The sequence below is a fragment of the Paenarthrobacter sp. NPDC056912 genome (assembly GCF_042786555.1).
Lineage (GTDB): Bacteria > Actinomycetota > Actinomycetes > Actinomycetales > Micrococcaceae > Arthrobacter.
The window spans coordinates 131,262-146,761 of sequence record NZ_JBHUCD010000003.1; the positions used below are offsets into that span (position 1 = coordinate 131,262).

Below are 15,500 nucleotides of genomic sequence, written 5' to 3' on the forward strand. Positions count from 1 at the left end.
CGAATGCCCGCAGCGGGATTGACCCGCTGCGGGCATCTCTCTGGCTCCAGCCAATCACGGGCCACTGACAAAGTAGTAACCACTGGCTGGAGCCCGCCAGGATCGGAAGGATCAGGCGTTGAAGTATTCCTTCAGGTCAGCAACCCGGTCCAGGCGCTCCCAGGTGAAATCGGGATCATCGCGGCCGAAGTGGCCATGTGCAGCCGTCTTTGCGTAGATGGGCCGCTTGAGGTCGAGTGCGTCGATGATGGCGCGGGGACGGAGGTCAAAGAGTTCGTCGATGGCCTCGCTGATGCGGGCAGGATCAACAGTCTCCGTGCCGAACGTTTCGACATAGGTTCCAACAGGGCGTGCCTGGCCAATGGCGTAAGCGATCTGGATCTCGGCACGCTTGGCAAGTCCGGCAGCCACAACGTTCTTGGCAACCCACCGCATGGCATAGGCAGCCGAACGGTCCACCTTGGACGGATCCTTGCCGGAGAAAGCTCCGCCGCCGTGGCGGGAGAATCCACCGTACGTATCCACGATGATCTTGCGGCCGGTGAGACCGGCGTCGCCCACCGGACCGCCGATGACGAAGGCACCTGCGGGGTTCAGGATGTTCGCTGTCCGCGCGATGTCAAGGTTGGACGCTGACAGGACGGGGTCGATCACGTAGCTGGCCAGATCCGCACGCAGCTGCTCAAGGCTCGCTTCCTCTGCGTGCTGGCTGGAGATGACTACCGTTTCGACGGAAATCGGCTTGTCGCCGTCGTATCCCACGGTCACCTGGGTCTTGCCGTCGGGACGAAGATACGCGAGCTCGCCGTTCTTGCGGACCTCGGTGAGTCGCTCGGACAAACGGTGCGCAAGCCAAATGGGAGTAGGCATGTACGACGCCGTTTCATCGCTGGCGTAGCCGAACATGATGCCTTGGTCCCCTGCACCCTGGAGGTCGTAGTCATCCTCCTGGCGGCCTTCACGGGCCTCCAGCGAGTTGAAGACGCCACCGGCGATGTCATTGGACTGCTGGCCGATGGACACGGAAACACCACAGCGGGCGCCGTCAAAGCCGTTGGCGGAGGAGTCATAGCCAATGCCGAGGATCGTCTCACGGACAATCTGCGGAATCTCGACATAGGCGTCGGTGGTGACCTCACCAGCCACGTGGACCAGGCCAGTGGTGGCCATGGTCTCGACAGCCACACGGGATTCAGGATCCGCGGCCAGCAGCGCATCCAGGATGGCGTCGCTGATTTGGTCGCAGATCTTATCAGGGTGCCCTTCAGTGACCGACTCGGAGGTGAAGAGCCGGAGCTTGGACGGGGTGCCATGGTGTTCATGGTGCAGCGGTAAAGTCACTCGACCACCTTACTGGGTTGCGGGACGGCGGCATCTTCCGTGTGTCCCTGTGCTAAGAATTCGGGTGTGGGTTCCGTTACAAAGCCGGGAAGACCCGCGTGAGCTCGGCGCCCACCCGATCTACAACGGCAGCGGCAACGTCAGCCTTGGAGCCAGCGGCCGACTGCGGTTCCGCACCATGGCCGGAAAGGATCACCACGGAGTTGTCATCCTGTCCGAAGACCCGGCCAACGCCCACCTGGTTAACCACCAGGAGGTCACAGCCCTTGCGCTTGAGCTTGGCCGTGGCGTGCTCCAGGACATCCCCCTGGGCGTCGCCCGTTTCGGCGGCGAATCCGACAATGAGTTGCTGGCCGCCTTCGGCGTTTCGCCGCTCAACCAGCTCATGCAGGATGTCCGGGTTCCGGACCAGCCGCACCAAGGGCGCGTCCTCGCCGTCGACCTTCTTGATTTTGGTGTCCGACACCTCTGCCGGACGGAAGTCCGCTACTGCAGCGGCCATGATGACGACGTCGGAATCCACTGCCGCTTTCAGCGCTGCCTCGCGTAGTTCCAAGGCAGACTCAACGCGTACAAGCTCGACGCCGGCAGGCGGCTCAACGTCCATGTGTGCGGCAAGGAACCGGACCGTTGCCCCGGCAGCCAAGGCTGCCGCGGCCAGCGCTGCACCCTGCTTGCCCGAGGAACGATTACCAAGGAATCGGACGGGATCGAGGGCTTCCCTGGTCCCGCCAGCGGAAATCGTGACGACACGGCCAGCCAAGGACGTGTGTGCGGCCGGCGATGCCTTCGCTTCAACACCTGCGGCAGCATCGGCCAATGCCATGGCCGCGGCGAAGATGGCTTCGGGCTCGGGCAAGCGCCCGGGTCCTGAATCGGCGCCCGTCAGGCGACCGGAGGCAGGCTCAAGCACCGTCACCCCGCGGTTGCGCAACGTCTCGACGTTGGCCTGCGTGGCGGCGTGCTGCCACATTTCCGTGTGCATCGCCGGGGCGAAAAGCACCGGGCCGTGGGCCATGAGGAGCGTGTTGGTGAGGAGGTCGCCCGCTTGCCCCGTTGCTGCCTTGGCCAGGAGGTCTGCCGTGGCTGGAGCAACAACGATCAGCTCCGCCTCATGCCCCAATCGGACATGGTTGACCTTCTCGACGTCGTCGAAGACGCTGTTGCTGACCGGGTTTCCGGAGAGGGCCTCCCACGTGGCCACCCCGACGAATCGGGTAGCCGCTTCGGTGGGGATGACAGTCACCTTGTGACCGGCTTCAGTAAAAAGCCGGAGGAGCGATGCAACCTTGTAGGCTGCAATCCCTCCCCCGACTCCGAGGACTATGCGCACGTGACCTCCGTCAACAGGCAGTCAGTTTTATTCTGCGGGCTCGATCGGCGTGGAAACCAGCAGGCCTTCGTTGATCTCGCGCAGGGCGATGGAGAGCGACTTTTCGTTCAGCTTGGTGTCAACCAACGGACCGACGTACTCGAACAGGCCCTCGTGCAGCTGGGCGTAGTAGGCGTTGATCTGGCGGGCGCGCTTGGCGCCGAAGATGACCAGGCCGTACTTGGAATCGGCAGCCTCAAGCAGCGAATCGATCGGCGGGTTGATGATGCCTTCAAGGTTCGTGGACACGAATTCTCCAAATTCTAGCGGGCCAACAAGTGCAAGCGCTTTAGCGCCCGTGCGGGGTAAGCCCCATGAGTGAAACAAGCTCGTCCGCTGCCCGGCGAACGTCGTCATTGATGACGGTGTGGTCAAACTCCGGTTCAGCAGCAAGTTCCAGTTTAGCGGTTTCCAGCCTGCGCTGCTGTTCCTCGGCAGTTTCGGTGCCCCGGCCCACCAAGCGGCGCACCATTTCGTCCCAGCTGGGCGGGGCCAGGAACACAAAGTTGGCGTCCGGGACGGCAGCCTTGACTTGCCGTGCACCCTGGAGGTCGATCTCCAGCAGGACCGACTTTCCGTCGGCAATGGCGGCATCCACCGTGCTGCGCAAAGTGCCATAGCGGTTCTGGCCGTGGACAACGGCCCACTCCAGAAGTTCGCCCTTGGCTACCAGCGAGTCGAACTCCTCAGCTGACTTAAAGAAGTAGTGCACGCCATCCGTTTCGCCGGGACGGGCACTGCGGGTGGTTGCCGAGACCGACAACCAAACCTCCGGATAATTGTCCCTGATGTACGTGGATACGGTCCCCTTGCCAACGGCAGTGGGGCCTGCAAGGACAGTCAGTCCGGGTTTCTTGCTCACGGATTCCTTCGGGAAGATGCGTTAGACGCTTTGCTGGGTATCCATAAAATCTACCAGCGCCCGGGCCTGGTGAATTCCCAGGCCCCTGATACGGCGGGATTCCGCGATTCCGATCTCGGCCATGATGCCTGCCGCCCTGACAGGCCCGATGCCTGGCAACGCTTCGAGCAACTCCACCACCCGCATGCGCGCGATCGCCTCATCTGTGGTGCCCCACGAGATCAACTCGGCGATGGTGGCTTCACCCCGCTTGAGCTTTTCCTTGGCTGCGGCACGCACGGCGCGCGCCTTGGCAGCCTTTTCCAGTGCGTCGGAACGCTCCTGCGGTGTCAGCTCTTTAAGGCCCACTGCCAAACCCCTGTCAGATCGAGATTGTGATCCAGGTCACGCGCGCTGATCCTGAACCTACCGGCAGGGGCCCGGTTGCGCAATGAGCTCAAACAACGCAGGGTCACTCATGGCCGGTCGGGATGCCCCGAACGGCCATGAGTGACCCCGTGTGTGGCCTTTCAGGAAACCAGGCCGTCCAACGTCTGCAGGGTTGCCGCATGCAGTGCCGCAGCCGTGGGGCCGGCGGCAAGGATCCCCCGGCTGGAGGTTGCCAGCACCGCAGGATAGGCATCCCCGAAGGTTAAACGGAGATCCGCGGGCGTAGCGCCCTGTGCACCCAGGCCCGGCGCGAGGATTGCCCCGCGGACAGGGCCCAGATCGATCTCCAGATCCTTCAGCGCCGAACCGATGGTGGCCCCAACAACCAGGCCAACGGAACCCAAGGCACTGTCGTAGCGCTGGTTCTCCGCGGCGGCCGCAGCTACGATCCGGCGCGCCACGGAATCACTTCCACCCACGTGCTGGACCGACTTGCCTTCCGGGTTCGAAGTCAACGCAAGAACGAACACTCCCCTGCCATGCTGGGCAGCAAGGTCCAGGGCCGGGCGCAGCGATTCGAAACCCAGGTACGGGCTCAACGTCACGGAGTCCGCAGCCAGGGAAGAACCGTCGCGCAGCCAAGCATCGGCGTAAGCAGCCATGGTGGAACCGATGTCCCCACGTTTGGCGTCGGCGATGCTGAGCACAGCAGCGTCCGCAGCAGCAGCCAGAGTCCGCTCCAGGACAGCAATTCCGGCAGAACCGTGGCGCTCATACAGCGCCACCTGCGGCTTTACGGCGGCAGCGAGGGAAGCCACGGCCTCCACTACTGTCAGCGAGAAGCGCTCAAGGCCAGCGACGTCGTCGTTAAGTCCCCAGTCAGCCAATAGCTGCGGGTGCGGGTCGATACCGACGCAAAGGGGCCCGCGGGCAGCCATGGCCGCAGCCAGCCGGGAACCAAACGCCTCCCGGACCGGCTGCTGCGCGTCAGTGGACTCAGGCATTGACAGCTGCCTGGGCGGCTGACAGGTTGGCGGCGTGCTCCTGCAGGCTGGTGACCGACCACTCATAAGTGCGAAGTGCTTCGATCGCCTGCACCGCGGCGTTGAACTCCGCCACGGTGGTGATGCAGGGAATGCCGATGGATGTTGCCGCCGCACGGAGCTCGTAACCATCGCTGCGGGCTTCGCCACCGGAAGGCGTGTTGAAGACCATGTCGATCTCGCCCGCGATGACGAGGTCGGCGATGGTGCCTTCGCCTTCGGCGCTGCTGCCTTCAGCCACCTTGCGGACCGGAGTCGCCTGGATGCCATTGCGGCGCAGGACATCGGCGGTGCCACCGGTGGAGACGATCTCGAAGCCGAGGTCCGAGAGACGCTTGACGCCCATGATCACCGAGCGCTTGTCCCGGTTGGCCACGGAAACGAAGATCTTGCCCTCGGTGGGCAGTGCGTTGTTGGCTGCGGCCTGGCTCTTGGCGAAGGCGGTGTCGAAGTGCTTGTCGATGCCCATGACCTCACCGGTGGAGCGCATTTCCGGGCCGAGCAGGGAGTCCACAACCTTGCCTTCCGGCGTCCGGAAACGACTGAACGGCAGGACAGCTTCCTTCACGGCAACAGGGGCATCCAAAGGCAGTGTGGAGCCATCACCGGTCTCCGGCAGCATCTTGTAGGCGCCGCGGAGCTGGTTGATGGTGACGCCCGTGCCGATGAGGGCTGCCGCCTTGGCCATCTGCACGCCCGTTGCCTTGGAAACGAACGGAACCGTACGGGAGGCACGCGGGTTGGCTTCCAGGACGTACAGGACGTCGGAGGCCAGCGCGAACTGGATGTTGATGAGGCCGCGGACGCCCACGCCTTCGGCAATGGCACGGGTTGCCGTGCGTACGCGCTCGATGACGTTGTTGCCAAGGGTGATGGGAGGCAGGACGCACGCGGAGTCACCGGAGTGGATGCCGGCCTCTTCGATGTGCTCCATGATGCCGCCGAGGTACATGTCCGTGCCGTCGAAGAGGGCATCGACGTCGATTTCGACAGCGTCTTCGAGGAACCGGTCAATCAGCACCGGGTGGTCCGGGGTGATCTCTGTGGCGTTGGCGATGTAGCGGGAGAGGTTGGCTTCGTCATAGACGATCTCCATGCCGCGGCCACCCAGGACATAGGACGGGCGGACCAGGACCGGGTAGCCGATCTCGTCGGCGATCTTCTTGGCGTCCTCGAAGGAAACGGCGGTGCCGTTCTTCGGGGAGGTCAGGCCGGCTTCATCCAGGACCCGGGCAAAGGCGCCGCGGTGCTCCGCGAGGTCAATCGCCTCCGGCGACGTACCCAGAATGGGAACACCGGCGTCGGCGAGCTGCTGGGCCAGCTTCAGCGGAGTCTGGCCGCCGAGCTGCACGAACACGCCCATGACGCCACCGGTGCGCTCTTCCGCGGCGATGACCTCGAGGACGTCCTCCAGGGTCAGCGGCTCGAAGTAGAGGCGCGTGGAGACGTCATAGTCCGTGGAGACGGTCTCGGGGTTGCAGTTGACCATGACGGTCTCGTAACCGGCCTTGCGCAACGCCATGGAGGCGTGGACGCAGGAGTAGTCGAACTCGATGCCCTGGCCGATGCGGTTCGGGCCGGAACCGAGGATGATGACGGAAGGCTTGGAGTGCAGGCCAACCTCGTCTTCCTCGTCGTAAGAGGAGTAGTGGTACGGCGTGTAGGCGGCGAACTCAGCAGCGCAGGTGTCAACGGTCTTGTAGACCGGGCGAATGCCCAAGGCCTGGCGAACGCCGCGCACAACAGCCTCGTTGTTGTGCGTCAGGGCACCAATCTGCTCGTCGGAGAAGCCGTGGCGCTTGGCGTTGCGCAGCATTTCCTCGGTGAGCACGCCGGCCTTGCGAATCTCCTGCGCGGTCTCATTGAGCAGCTGCAGCTGGTCCAGGAACCAAGGATCGATCTTGGTGGCCTCGAAAAGGTCCTCCACTGTTGCGCCACCCAGGAGGGCGCGCTGCACCTGGTGCAAGCGGTCTGTGGTGGGACGCTTGGCCTTCTCGATGAGCTCGGCGACTTCGTATTCCGGCACGGAAGTGAAGTCCAGCTGCGAACCCTTCTGCTCCAGGGAGCGCAGGGCCTTCTGCAGGGCTTCTGTGAAGTTGCGGCCCATGGCCATGGCTTCACCGACGGACTTCATGGTGGTGGTCAGCGTGTTGTCTGCTGCCGGGAACTTCTCGAACGCGAAACGCGGAACCTTGACCACTACATAGTCCAGCGTCGGCTCGAAGGAAGCCGGCGTCTTCTGCGTGATGTCGTTAGGGATCTCGTCCAGCGTGTAGCCGAGGGAGAGTTTCGTGGCGATCTTGGCGATGGCGAAGCCGGTTGCCTTGGACGCAAGTGCCGAAGAACGGGAAACACGCGGGTTCATCTCGATGACCACAACACGGCCTGTAGCGGGGTCGATGGCGAACTGGATGTTGCAGCCACCGGTATCCACGCCAACTTCACGGATGACCGCAATGGAGACGTCGCGCAGCTTCTGGTACTCGCGGTCCGTGAGGGTCAGCGCCGGGGCAACGGTGATGGAGTCGCCGGTGTGGACACCTACGGGATCGAAGTTCTCGATGGAACAGACAACAACGACGTTGTCGTTCTTGTCGCGCATCATCTCGAGCTCGTATTCCTTCCAGCCGAGGATGCTCTCTTCGAGCAGCACCTCGGTGGTGGGGCTGTACTGGAGGCCCTGGCCGACGATGCGGCGGAGGTCGTCCTCGTTGTACGCCAGGCCGGAGCCCAAGCCACCCATGGTGAAGGAAGGACGGACCACCATCGGGTAGCCCAGGTCCTCTGCAGCGGCGAAGGCCTCGTCCATGGTGTGGATGATGTGGCTGCGGGCAGACTCTGCGCCACAGCGCTCTACTACGCCCTTGAACTTCTCGCGGTCTTCGCCGAGTTCAATGGCCGCGATGTTCGCGCCAATGAGTTCCACGTTGTACTTTTCCAGCACACCGTTCTTGTCCAGTGCGATGGCAGTGTTCAAGGCAGTCTGGCCACCCAGGGTGGGCAGGATCGCGTCCGGCCTCTCCTTGGCGATGATCTTCTCCACCACCTCCGGGGTGATGGGCTCAACGTAGGTGGCATCGGCGAACTCGGGGTCCGTCATGATGGTGGCCGGGTTGGAGTTCACGAGGATGACCCGCAGGCCCTCCTCCTTGAGGACCCGGAGGGCCTGGGTGCCGGAATAGTCGAACTCGGCCGCCTGGCCGATGACGATGGGGCCGGAACCGATGACAAGGACGCTCTTGAGATCTGTACGCTTGGGCATTACTTCTTGTCCTCAGTCTTGGAGTCGGTGGAGTTGGCGGCGCCGGACTTCGTCTCAGCCATGAGATCGATGAAGCGGTCGAAGAGGTAGGCGGCATCGTGCGGGCCGGCTGCGGCTTCCGGGTGGTACTGGACCGAGAACGCCGGGATGTCGAGGCACGCGAGTCCCTCAACGACGTCGTCATTCAACGAAACGTGGCTGACTTCAACTCGGCCGTAGCGCTCTTCCGGAGCAACCGTCGCGCCGTTCATCGGTGCGTCCACTGCGAAGCCGTGGTTCTGTGAGGTGATTTCAACCTTGCCTGTGCGACGGTCCATGACCGGCTGGTTGATGCCGCGGTGGCCGTAGCGGAGCTTGTAGGTACCAAAGCCCAGGGCCCGGCCCAGGATCTGGTTGCCGAAGCAAATGCCGAAGTAGGGCAGCTTCTCGTCGAGCACCGAGCGCAAAAGCGATACCTGGCGATCCGCGGTTGCGGGGTCACCGGGTCCGTTGGACATGAAGAAACCGTCCGGGTTGACGGCGTTGACGTCCTCGAGCGTGGAGGTGGCCGGCAGGACGTGCACGCGCACGCCGCGCTCGGCGAATCGGACAGGTGTCATCGCCTTGATGCCGAGGTCGATGGCGGCAATGCTGAACCTCGGCTCGCCGTCCCAGCCGTGGTCCTTGGGCTCAACGACGTACGCTTCGTCGATGCTGACCTCTTCGGCGAGGCTGGCGCCTTCCATGGGTGCGCTGGCCAGGACTGCGTCGAGCAGTTCCTTGTCCGAGGCGTTGGCGGCCTCACCGGAGAAGATGCCGGCACGCATGGTCTTGTGTTCGCGCAGGTGGCGCGTGATGGCACGCGTGTCCACGCCCTGGATGCCAACGATTCCCTGATCAACCAATTCCTCATCGAGGCTGCGCTCGGAACGCCAGTTGGACGGGCGGCGGGCGGCATCGCGGACGATGTACCCGGCAACCCAGATGCGGCGGGACTCAGCGTCTTCGCTGTTGACGCCCGTGTTGCCGATGTGCGGCGCGGTCTGCACCACCAGCTGGCGTGCGTAGGAGGGATCAGTGATGGTCTCCTGGTAGCCGGTCATGCCGGTGGCGAAAACGGCCTCACCGAGCGTGGTTCCCTGGGCGCCATAACTGCGGCCGCGGAACATGCGGCCGTCTTCGAGCACCAGCACTGCTGCTGAGGGGGTGGTTGTGGTGGCTGCTTTACTATCCGTCACTTTATTACTTTCCACTATCGGCATCTGCCTGAGGGGCTGCGGAGATCAATTCCTGGAGGGCTTCGAGGAGGAGCTGCTTGTCGGCTGCGTGCCTGGACCGGAATCCAGTGTCCAGTTCACGGCCGCCGAGATTCCAACTGATGACCAGGAGTCCGTCCTTCTCGACGAACTTTCCTGCCATTCCGCTGGACTCGCGGCTGTCCGCCAAGGCGGAGCGCGGGATGAACACGGGGGCTGCGCCGGAGCGGTCGAACAGCACGCCTTCGGCATGGATGCTCAATTCCGCGTTGGTCCGGATGCCCAGGCCTTGAACGGCAATGCGGTCCAACCAGTCACCTGCCGTGGTGGTGGCAACGTACTGGCCGTCCGCGACCACGGTGGCCGGCGTCAGCTGCGTCGGCACCTCGGGAAGGCGTTCGACGTCGGCTTGCCGCCTGAGGCGGTTCCGCCACCCCAGCCAGATCATCGCCAGTACGACGACGATCAACGGCACCGTGATCAACACGGTAAGAGTTTGGTTGTCCATTAGTTGCTGCTGACTGCCGGGTACCTGTACGGCGTGTTGAGCTGGCCGTTGAGGACTGTGGGGTGGCCCTTGAAGAACGTTGCCACCACGGATCCGGGCAGCTCTTTGCCCTTGAACGGTGAATTGCGGCCCATGGTAGCCATTTTATGGGGGTCAACGGTCCAACGCGCAGCCGGGTCCACCAGGATGACGTTGGCGGGTTCGCCAACTTCCATCGGCCGGCCCTGGTCAGCAACGCGGCCGATCAGCGCCGGAGTGAAGGAAGTCACCCTCGCGAAGTCGGCCCAGCCCATGAGGCCGGTCTCGATCATGGTTGCCTGAACAACCGAGAGAGCAGTTTCAAGGCCGGTCATGCCCATGGCCGCTTGCGCCCATTCGCATTCCTTGTGTTCGCTGGGGTGCGGGGCGTGGTCAGTTCCCACGACGTCGATGGTGCCATCCGCCAGGCCTTCCCGGAGTGCCTGGACATCGGCATCCGTGCGCAGCGGCGGGTTGACCTTGTACACGGGGTCGTAGCTGCGGACCAGTTCATCCGTAAGGAGCAAGTGGTGCGGAGTGACCTCGGCCGTGACGTTGATGCCACGCGCTTTGGCCCAGCGGACAATTTCCACGGACCCCGCGGTTGATACGTGGCAGACATGGAGGCGGGAGCCCACGTGCTGAGCCAGCAGGACATCGCGGGCAATGATGCTCTCCTCAGCGACGGCCGGCCAGCCTGTGAGGCCAAGGACGGCAGAAACGGTGCCCTCGTTCATCTGTGCCCCGGCGGTGAGGCGAGGTTCCTGCGCGTGTTGGGCCACAACGCCGTCGAACGCTTTCACGTACTCCAGCGCGCGGCGCATCAGGACGGGATCATGGACGCAGATGCCGTCGTCGGAGAACATCCGCACTTGGGCGCGGGAGTCTGCCATGGCGCCGAGCTCGGCGAGCTGTTCGCCGGCCAGGCCCACGGTGACCGCTCCCACCGGCCGCACATCCACCCAACCAGCCGCACGGCCCAGGCTATGGACCTGTTCCACGACGCCCGCGGTGTCGGCAACAGGGTTGCTGTTGGCCATGGCGTGGACCGCAGTGAAGCCACCCAACGCTGCAGCGCGGGTGCCGGTCTCTACCGTTTCGGCGTCCTCGCGGCCCGGTTCACGCAAGTGGGTGTGGACGTCCACCATTCCGGGCAGGGCAACCAAGCCTTCAGCGTCGATGACGGTGGCACCCTCATCTGAGAGGCCCTTGCCGCGGGCGGCAATGACGCCGTCGCGGATCAGCAGGTCTTCGGCTTCGCCGCCAAGAATGGCGGCCCCACGGATCAGGTAGGTGTTCTCGGCCATCAGTTGCTCTCCTTGGTGGGCTGGTTTGCAGCATTCGTGGTGGCTGCTTCGCGGGTATCCCCGGAGAGCAGCAGGTACAGGGCAGCCATGCGGACCGACACGCCGTTGCGCACCTGCGCAAGCACGGTGGAACGGGGCGAATCCGCGGCAGCCGAGGAAATTTCAAGTCCCCGGTTCATGGGTCCGGGGTGCATGATGATGGTGTCCTTGAGCCCCAGGTCATCCAGTGCCCGGAGCCGGGCGTCATCGAAGCCCCAACGACGCGAGTACTCACGGGTGGAAGGGAAGAACGAGGCATTCATGCGCTCACCCTGGACGCGAAGCATCATCATGGCGTCCACCCCGGCTTCCAGGGTCTGGTCCAGGTTGTAGCTCACCTTGCAGGGCCAATGCTCGACGCCGATCGGCAGCAGAGTGGGCGGTGCCACCAGTGTGACGTCCGCGCCCAGCGTGCGCAGCAGCCAGACGTTTGAGCGGGCGACGCGGGAGTGGAGGACGTCGCCGGCGATCGCCACGCGCATACCCCGCAAATCCGATCCGGTGGACGCAACCCCGTTCAGCTGCGACCAGTGGCGGCGCATGGTGAACGCATCCAGCAGGGCCTGCGTGGGGTGCTCATGGGTGCCGTCGCCGGCGTTGATCACGGCCGCGTCGATCCAGTCCGTGGCAGCGAGCCGATGCGGAGCACCGGATGCCCAGTGGCGGATGACGACGGCATCGGCGCCCATGGCTGCCAAGGTCTGCGCAGTGTCCTTGAGGGACTCGCCCTTGGACACTGAAGAGCCTTTGGCAGCGAAGTTGATGACGTCCGCAGACAAGCGCTTGGCCGCAGCTTCGAAGGATATCCGAGTACGGGTGGAGTCTTCGAAGAAGAGGTTCACGACTGTACGGCCACGCAAGGCCGGGAGCTTCTTGACCTCTCGGTCACCGACGGCGGACATTTCCTCCGCCGTGTCCAGGACGCGGATGGCGTCAAATGAGCTGAGGTTTTCGGTGGAGAGCAGGTGCTTCACTTGCCGGCCTCGATAACTACTTCGTTGACGGGCACGCCATCCACGGAGTCGATCTCCTCAAGGTGCACCCTGACTTTTTCGGCGGACGACGTGGGCAGGTTCTTGCCAACATGGTCTGCACGGATAGGCAGCTCGCGGTGGCCGCGGTCCACCAGGACGGCAAGGCGGACAATCCGGGGACGGCCGAGGTCTACCAAGGCGTCCAAAGCCGCGCGGATTGTTCGGCCGGAGTACAGGACGTCGTCGATCAGGACAACAACCTTGTTGTCGATGCCGGACAACGGGAGCCGCGTGTGGTGCGGGGGCCGAGTGGGATGGTGTGAGAGATCGTCACGAAACATGGTGACATCCAGCTGGCCAACAATGGCTTCGGCATTGACGGCTGGATCTGCGGCGGCAATCTTGTTGGCGAGCCGCACGGCCAAAGGATAACCGCGGCTGGGAATACCCAACAGAACCAGGTCCTGGGAGCCTTTGTTGGCTTCGAGGATCTCGTGGGCGATACGAGTGAGCGCACGATCAATGTCCGCCTGGTTGAGAACAACCCGCGACGGCACCTGCGCTGAAGTGACTTCAGTCATCGCTCGTCTCCCCTTTCCCCGCCTCACGGGACGGAATTAAAAAAGGAATATTTGCCTTTCAAAACTACCACAGCGGGCACTCGAGACCCCACGTTGGACGGCTGCGGACAGTGAGCTTAAGCTCACACCCGGATGCAGTGGAATAGGCTCGTTGCCATGACGACGAACCACCCCGGAGATGGCAGCGGCAACCAGCCGTATCCGCGGCCCTACGTGGAGCCTTCAGCCAACCCAACGTGGATCGGCCGGGTCCAGCCAGCGAACTATCAACCCGCCCCTGGAAATCCCTCCCACCTCCCGCAGGGAGGTTGGGCCGGTTCCCAGCTTCCGCCTGCTCGCCGGGCGCCTGGCACGCTCCCCTTGCTGATCGCAGGCGGCATACTCGCAATGGGCAGCTTGCTGCTGGTGGTCCCCTTCCTTCTGGGCAACACCGGTGTCACGGGATTCGTCATTGGCTTCATCGCCTCACTCATCCCGTTGTCGATAGTGCTGCTCGCGGTCCGCCTCATCGACAGATGGGAACCGGAACCCAAACGGCTGCTCTGGTTTGCGTTCACCTGGGGCGCAGCCGTGTCCATTGCAGGCACACTCCTCATCCAGCCCCTGTTTGCCGGGGCGGCACCAACCTCCAGCGAAGAAGCCTTCACCTATTTCATGGCCACAGTCCAAGCGCCGATAGTGGAGGAATTCACCAAGTCCCTTGGACTTTTGGTGCTCATCCTGGCCGCTCGGAAATACTTCGACGGACCTGTGGACGGTGTGGTGTTCGCCTTCACGATCGCCGCGGGCTTCGCCTTCACCGAGAACATCCTCTACTTCGGCCGCGAAATCGCTTCCTCCACGGACCCGGGCACGGACCTGGTCAGGATCTTCATCCTCCGCGGCGTCATGTCTCCCTTTGCGCATGCGTTGTTTACCGGCACAACGGGCCTGATCATGGGTTTCGCCGCCCGGAAATGGCATACGGGCTACGCGGTCCTGGCATTCTTTGTTGGCCTGCTACCCGCGATGTTCCTGCACAACCGATGGAACAGCATGGGACAGGACTTCCTGGTGGACTACTTCGTCATCCAGGTGCCCATATTCCTGATCTCTGCCCTGGGCATTGTCTTCCTGCGCCTTGCGGAAGGGAAGCTCACCCGGCAACGACTGCTTGAATATGCGCGGGCCGGGTGGTTTACCTCCGCCGAGGTGGAGATGCTCGCCACCTCACGTGGCAGCCGGCAAGCGGTTCGATGGGCCGCTTCACGGGGACGCAAGGCACAGATGCGGGCCTTCATCAAAGGTGCGACGGCGCTGGCGTTCACTCGCCAGAGAATCCTCAGCGGCCGCGACGTCACCGTTCACCAACAGGATGAACGCGACTACCTCCGCGCCATCCCGGCGCTCCGGACGGCGGTTCTGCAGTAGTATGCCTTTCCAGCAAAAAGACCCGCTTCCACAGTTTCCTGTGTCAGCGGGTCTTTCACGTAAACGTCCGGCAGAGGCGAATGCCTAGGCGAGAAGGGAAGGCTTGAGCTTCTGCAGCCGGCCAAGCAGTCCGTTGATGAAGGCCGGGGATTCGTCCGTGGACATCGTCTTGGCGAGAGCCACGGCTTCGCTGACTGCCACGCCGTCCGGGACTTCGTCGTTGTAGAGCAATTCCCATGCGCCGATCCGAAGGATAATGCGGTCCACCGACGGCATCCGCTCCAGTGTCCAGCCTTGGGCGTAGGTCTCCAGGAACTCATCGATGGTTGGTTGCATCGACACAACACCTTCCACGATTTCCACCGTGTAGGGGTTGATGATGAGGTCAGTCTTCTCCCGGCGCGCTTTCATAGCGTCGAAAGCCGAAACAGAGCGTTGCTCCGCTTCGAAGAGTACTTCCAGTGCCCTGCTACGGGCTTTACCGCGTGCGCTCACTAGTCGTTGACCCGGCCCAAGTAGCTGCCGTCGCGGGTGTCGACCTTGACCTTGGTGCCCTGCTCCACGAAGAGCGGTACCTGGATCTCGTAACCGGTCTCAACCGTGGCCGGCTTGGTGCCTGCCGAGGAGCGGTCGCCCTGAAGACCGGGTTCCGTATAGGTGATTTCGAGGACAACGCTCGGCGGGAGTTCGATGTAGAGCGGGTTGCCTTCGTGGATGGCGATGTTGACCATCTGGTTCTCGAGCATGAAGTTGGTGGCGTCGCCTACCGTGGCACCGGAAACGGTGATTTGGTCGTAGTCCTGGGTGTCCATGAAGACGAAGTCTTCGCCATCCTGGTACAGGTACTGGTAGTCGCGACGGTCAACCGTAGCGGTTTCGATCTTGAGGCCGGCGTTGAAGGTCTTGTCGACCACCTTGCCGGACATGACGTTGCGCATCTTGGTGCGAACGAAAGCGCCACCCTTGCCCGGCTTGACGTGCTGGAACTCAATGATGTTCCAGAGCTGGCCCTCGAGCTTCAGTACGGTCCCGTTCTTGATGTCGTTTGTGGTTGCCACTCGTATCCTCTGGTTTCTCTCACTGGTTCTAGCTGCCAGCTGTCTATGCCAAGCAGGCATGCCAAACGGCCCGCCAGCGCGTATTTATCAAAAATCCAAGAACCATTCTACCGGCAAATGA

15 protein-coding genes are annotated in these 15,500 nt (G+C 63.1%); 1 reads left to right on the forward strand and 14 read right to left on the reverse strand.

From position 1 onward, the window contains the following. Positions 1 to 111: 111 nt before the first annotated feature. The 12 genes from metK to pyrR all read right to left on the reverse strand — a co-directional run bounded on the left by metK (position 112) and on the right by pyrR (position 12,911). A complete protein-coding gene (metK, locus tag ACFRJ9_RS04625; RefSeq protein WP_377664920.1) occupies positions 112 to 1,341 on the reverse strand; it encodes a methionine adenosyltransferase in 1,230 nt (409 codons plus the stop codon). Between the two features lie 76 nt (positions 1,342 to 1,417). Beyond that, entirely contained in the window at positions 1,418 to 2,674 is a 1,257-nt protein-coding gene (coaBC, locus tag ACFRJ9_RS04630) for a bifunctional phosphopantothenoylcysteine decarboxylase/phosphopantothenate--cysteine ligase CoaBC (protein ID WP_377664922.1), read from the reverse strand. A gap of 27 nt (positions 2,675 to 2,701) precedes the next feature. Then, the gene (rpoZ, locus tag ACFRJ9_RS04635) at positions 2,702 to 2,962 is read right to left on the reverse strand and encodes a DNA-directed RNA polymerase subunit omega (protein WP_017197559.1); all 261 of its coding nucleotides are present in this window, start codon (positions 2,960 to 2,962) and stop codon (positions 2,702 to 2,704) included. Positions 2,963 to 3,002: 40 nt separating this feature from the next. Beyond that, complete coding sequence (gene gmk / locus ACFRJ9_RS04640; protein ID WP_377664924.1) at positions 3,003 to 3,575, reverse strand: guanylate kinase; 573 nt, start codon at positions 3,573 to 3,575, stop codon at positions 3,003 to 3,005. A 21-nt stretch (positions 3,576 to 3,596) separates the two neighbouring features. After that, positions 3,597 to 3,923, reverse strand: coding sequence for an integration host factor, actinobacterial type (mihF, locus tag ACFRJ9_RS04645; RefSeq protein WP_377664926.1), 327 nt, complete (start codon positions 3,921 to 3,923; stop codon positions 3,597 to 3,599). A 161-nt stretch (positions 3,924 to 4,084) separates the two neighbouring features. Next, on the reverse strand, positions 4,085 to 4,948 hold the full coding sequence (gene pyrF / locus ACFRJ9_RS04650; RefSeq protein WP_377664928.1) for an orotidine-5'-phosphate decarboxylase: 864 nt from the start codon (positions 4,946 to 4,948) through the stop codon (positions 4,085 to 4,087). After that, a complete protein-coding gene (gene carB, locus ACFRJ9_RS04655; protein WP_377664930.1) occupies positions 4,941 to 8,249 on the reverse strand; it encodes a carbamoyl-phosphate synthase large subunit in 3,309 nt (1,102 codons plus the stop codon). Before carB ends, pyrF begins: the two co-directional genes overlap by 8 nt. Then, positions 8,249 to 9,490 carry a glutamine-hydrolyzing carbamoyl-phosphate synthase small subunit gene (gene carA / locus ACFRJ9_RS04660; protein ID WP_377664932.1) on the reverse strand — a complete coding sequence of 414 codons (1,242 nt, stop codon included), beginning with the start codon at positions 9,488 to 9,490 and terminating at the stop codon, positions 8,249 to 8,251. Before carA ends, carB begins: the two co-directional genes overlap by 1 nt. Beyond that, the gene (locus ACFRJ9_RS04665; RefSeq protein ID WP_377664934.1) at positions 9,471 to 9,992 is read right to left on the reverse strand and encodes a hypothetical protein; all 522 of its coding nucleotides are present in this window, start codon (positions 9,990 to 9,992) and stop codon (positions 9,471 to 9,473) included. The genes carA and ACFRJ9_RS04665 overlap by 20 nt, the downstream gene beginning before the upstream one ends. After that, positions 9,992 to 11,317 carry a dihydroorotase gene (locus ACFRJ9_RS04670; RefSeq protein WP_377664936.1) on the reverse strand — a complete coding sequence of 442 codons (1,326 nt, stop codon included), beginning with the start codon at positions 11,315 to 11,317 and terminating at the stop codon, positions 9,992 to 9,994. The genes ACFRJ9_RS04665 and ACFRJ9_RS04670 overlap by 1 nt, the downstream gene beginning before the upstream one ends. Beyond that, the gene (locus tag ACFRJ9_RS04675; RefSeq protein WP_377664938.1) at positions 11,317 to 12,330 is read right to left on the reverse strand and encodes an aspartate carbamoyltransferase catalytic subunit; all 1,014 of its coding nucleotides are present in this window, start codon (positions 12,328 to 12,330) and stop codon (positions 11,317 to 11,319) included. The genes ACFRJ9_RS04670 and ACFRJ9_RS04675 overlap by 1 nt, the downstream gene beginning before the upstream one ends. After that, positions 12,327 to 12,911, reverse strand: coding sequence for a bifunctional pyr operon transcriptional regulator/uracil phosphoribosyltransferase PyrR (gene pyrR, locus ACFRJ9_RS04680; protein WP_377664940.1), 585 nt, complete (start codon positions 12,909 to 12,911; stop codon positions 12,327 to 12,329). Before pyrR ends, ACFRJ9_RS04675 begins: the two co-directional genes overlap by 4 nt. Positions 12,912 to 13,067: 156 nt before the next feature. Here pyrR and ACFRJ9_RS04685 point away from each other — a divergent pair, with 156 nt between their 5' ends. After that, entirely contained in the window at positions 13,068 to 14,321 is a 1,254-nt protein-coding gene (locus ACFRJ9_RS04685; protein ID WP_377664942.1) for a PrsW family glutamic-type intramembrane protease, read from the forward strand. Between the two features lie 84 nt (positions 14,322 to 14,405). On the opposite strand, the gene nusB is transcribed toward ACFRJ9_RS04685, so the two are convergent. Together nusB and efp are read right to left on the reverse strand one after the other, a co-directional pair. Next, positions 14,406 to 14,816 (reverse strand): transcription antitermination factor NusB, encoded by a 411-nt coding sequence (gene nusB, locus ACFRJ9_RS04690; protein ID WP_377664944.1) that lies wholly within the window; start codon positions 14,814 to 14,816, stop codon positions 14,406 to 14,408. Then, a complete protein-coding gene (gene efp / locus ACFRJ9_RS04695; protein ID WP_377664946.1) occupies positions 14,816 to 15,379 on the reverse strand; it encodes an elongation factor P in 564 nt (187 codons plus the stop codon). The genes nusB and efp overlap by 1 nt, the downstream gene beginning before the upstream one ends. Positions 15,380 to 15,500: the final 121 nt, after the last annotated feature.

What these genes read in the sequence shown, in the direction of transcription:
- ACFRJ9_RS04665 (WP_377664934.1), bottom strand. Translation starts at nt 9,992, where the DNA reads ATGGACAACCAAACTCTTACCGTGTTGATCACGGTGCCGTTGATCGTC.
- carB (WP_377664930.1), bottom strand. Translation starts at nt 8,249, where the DNA reads ATGCCCAAGCGTACAGATCTCAAGAGCGTCCTTGTCATCGGTTCCGGC.
- ACFRJ9_RS04685 (WP_377664942.1), top strand. Translation starts at nt 13,068, where the DNA reads ATGACGACGAACCACCCCGGAGATGGCAGCGGCAACCAGCCGTATCCG.
- carA (WP_377664932.1), bottom strand. Translation starts at nt 9,490, where the DNA reads ATGCCGATAGTGGAAAGTAATAAAGTGACGGATAGTAAAGCAGCCACC.
- ACFRJ9_RS04670 (WP_377664936.1), bottom strand. Translation starts at nt 11,317, where the DNA reads ATGGCCGAGAACACCTACCTGATCCGTGGGGCCGCCATTCTTGGCGGC.
- pyrR (WP_377664940.1), bottom strand. Translation starts at nt 12,911, where the DNA reads ATGACTGAAGTCACTTCAGCGCAGGTGCCGTCGCGGGTTGTTCTCAAC.
- pyrF (WP_377664928.1), bottom strand. Translation starts at nt 4,948, where the DNA reads ATGCCTGAGTCCACTGACGCGCAGCAGCCGGTCCGGGAGGCGTTTGGT.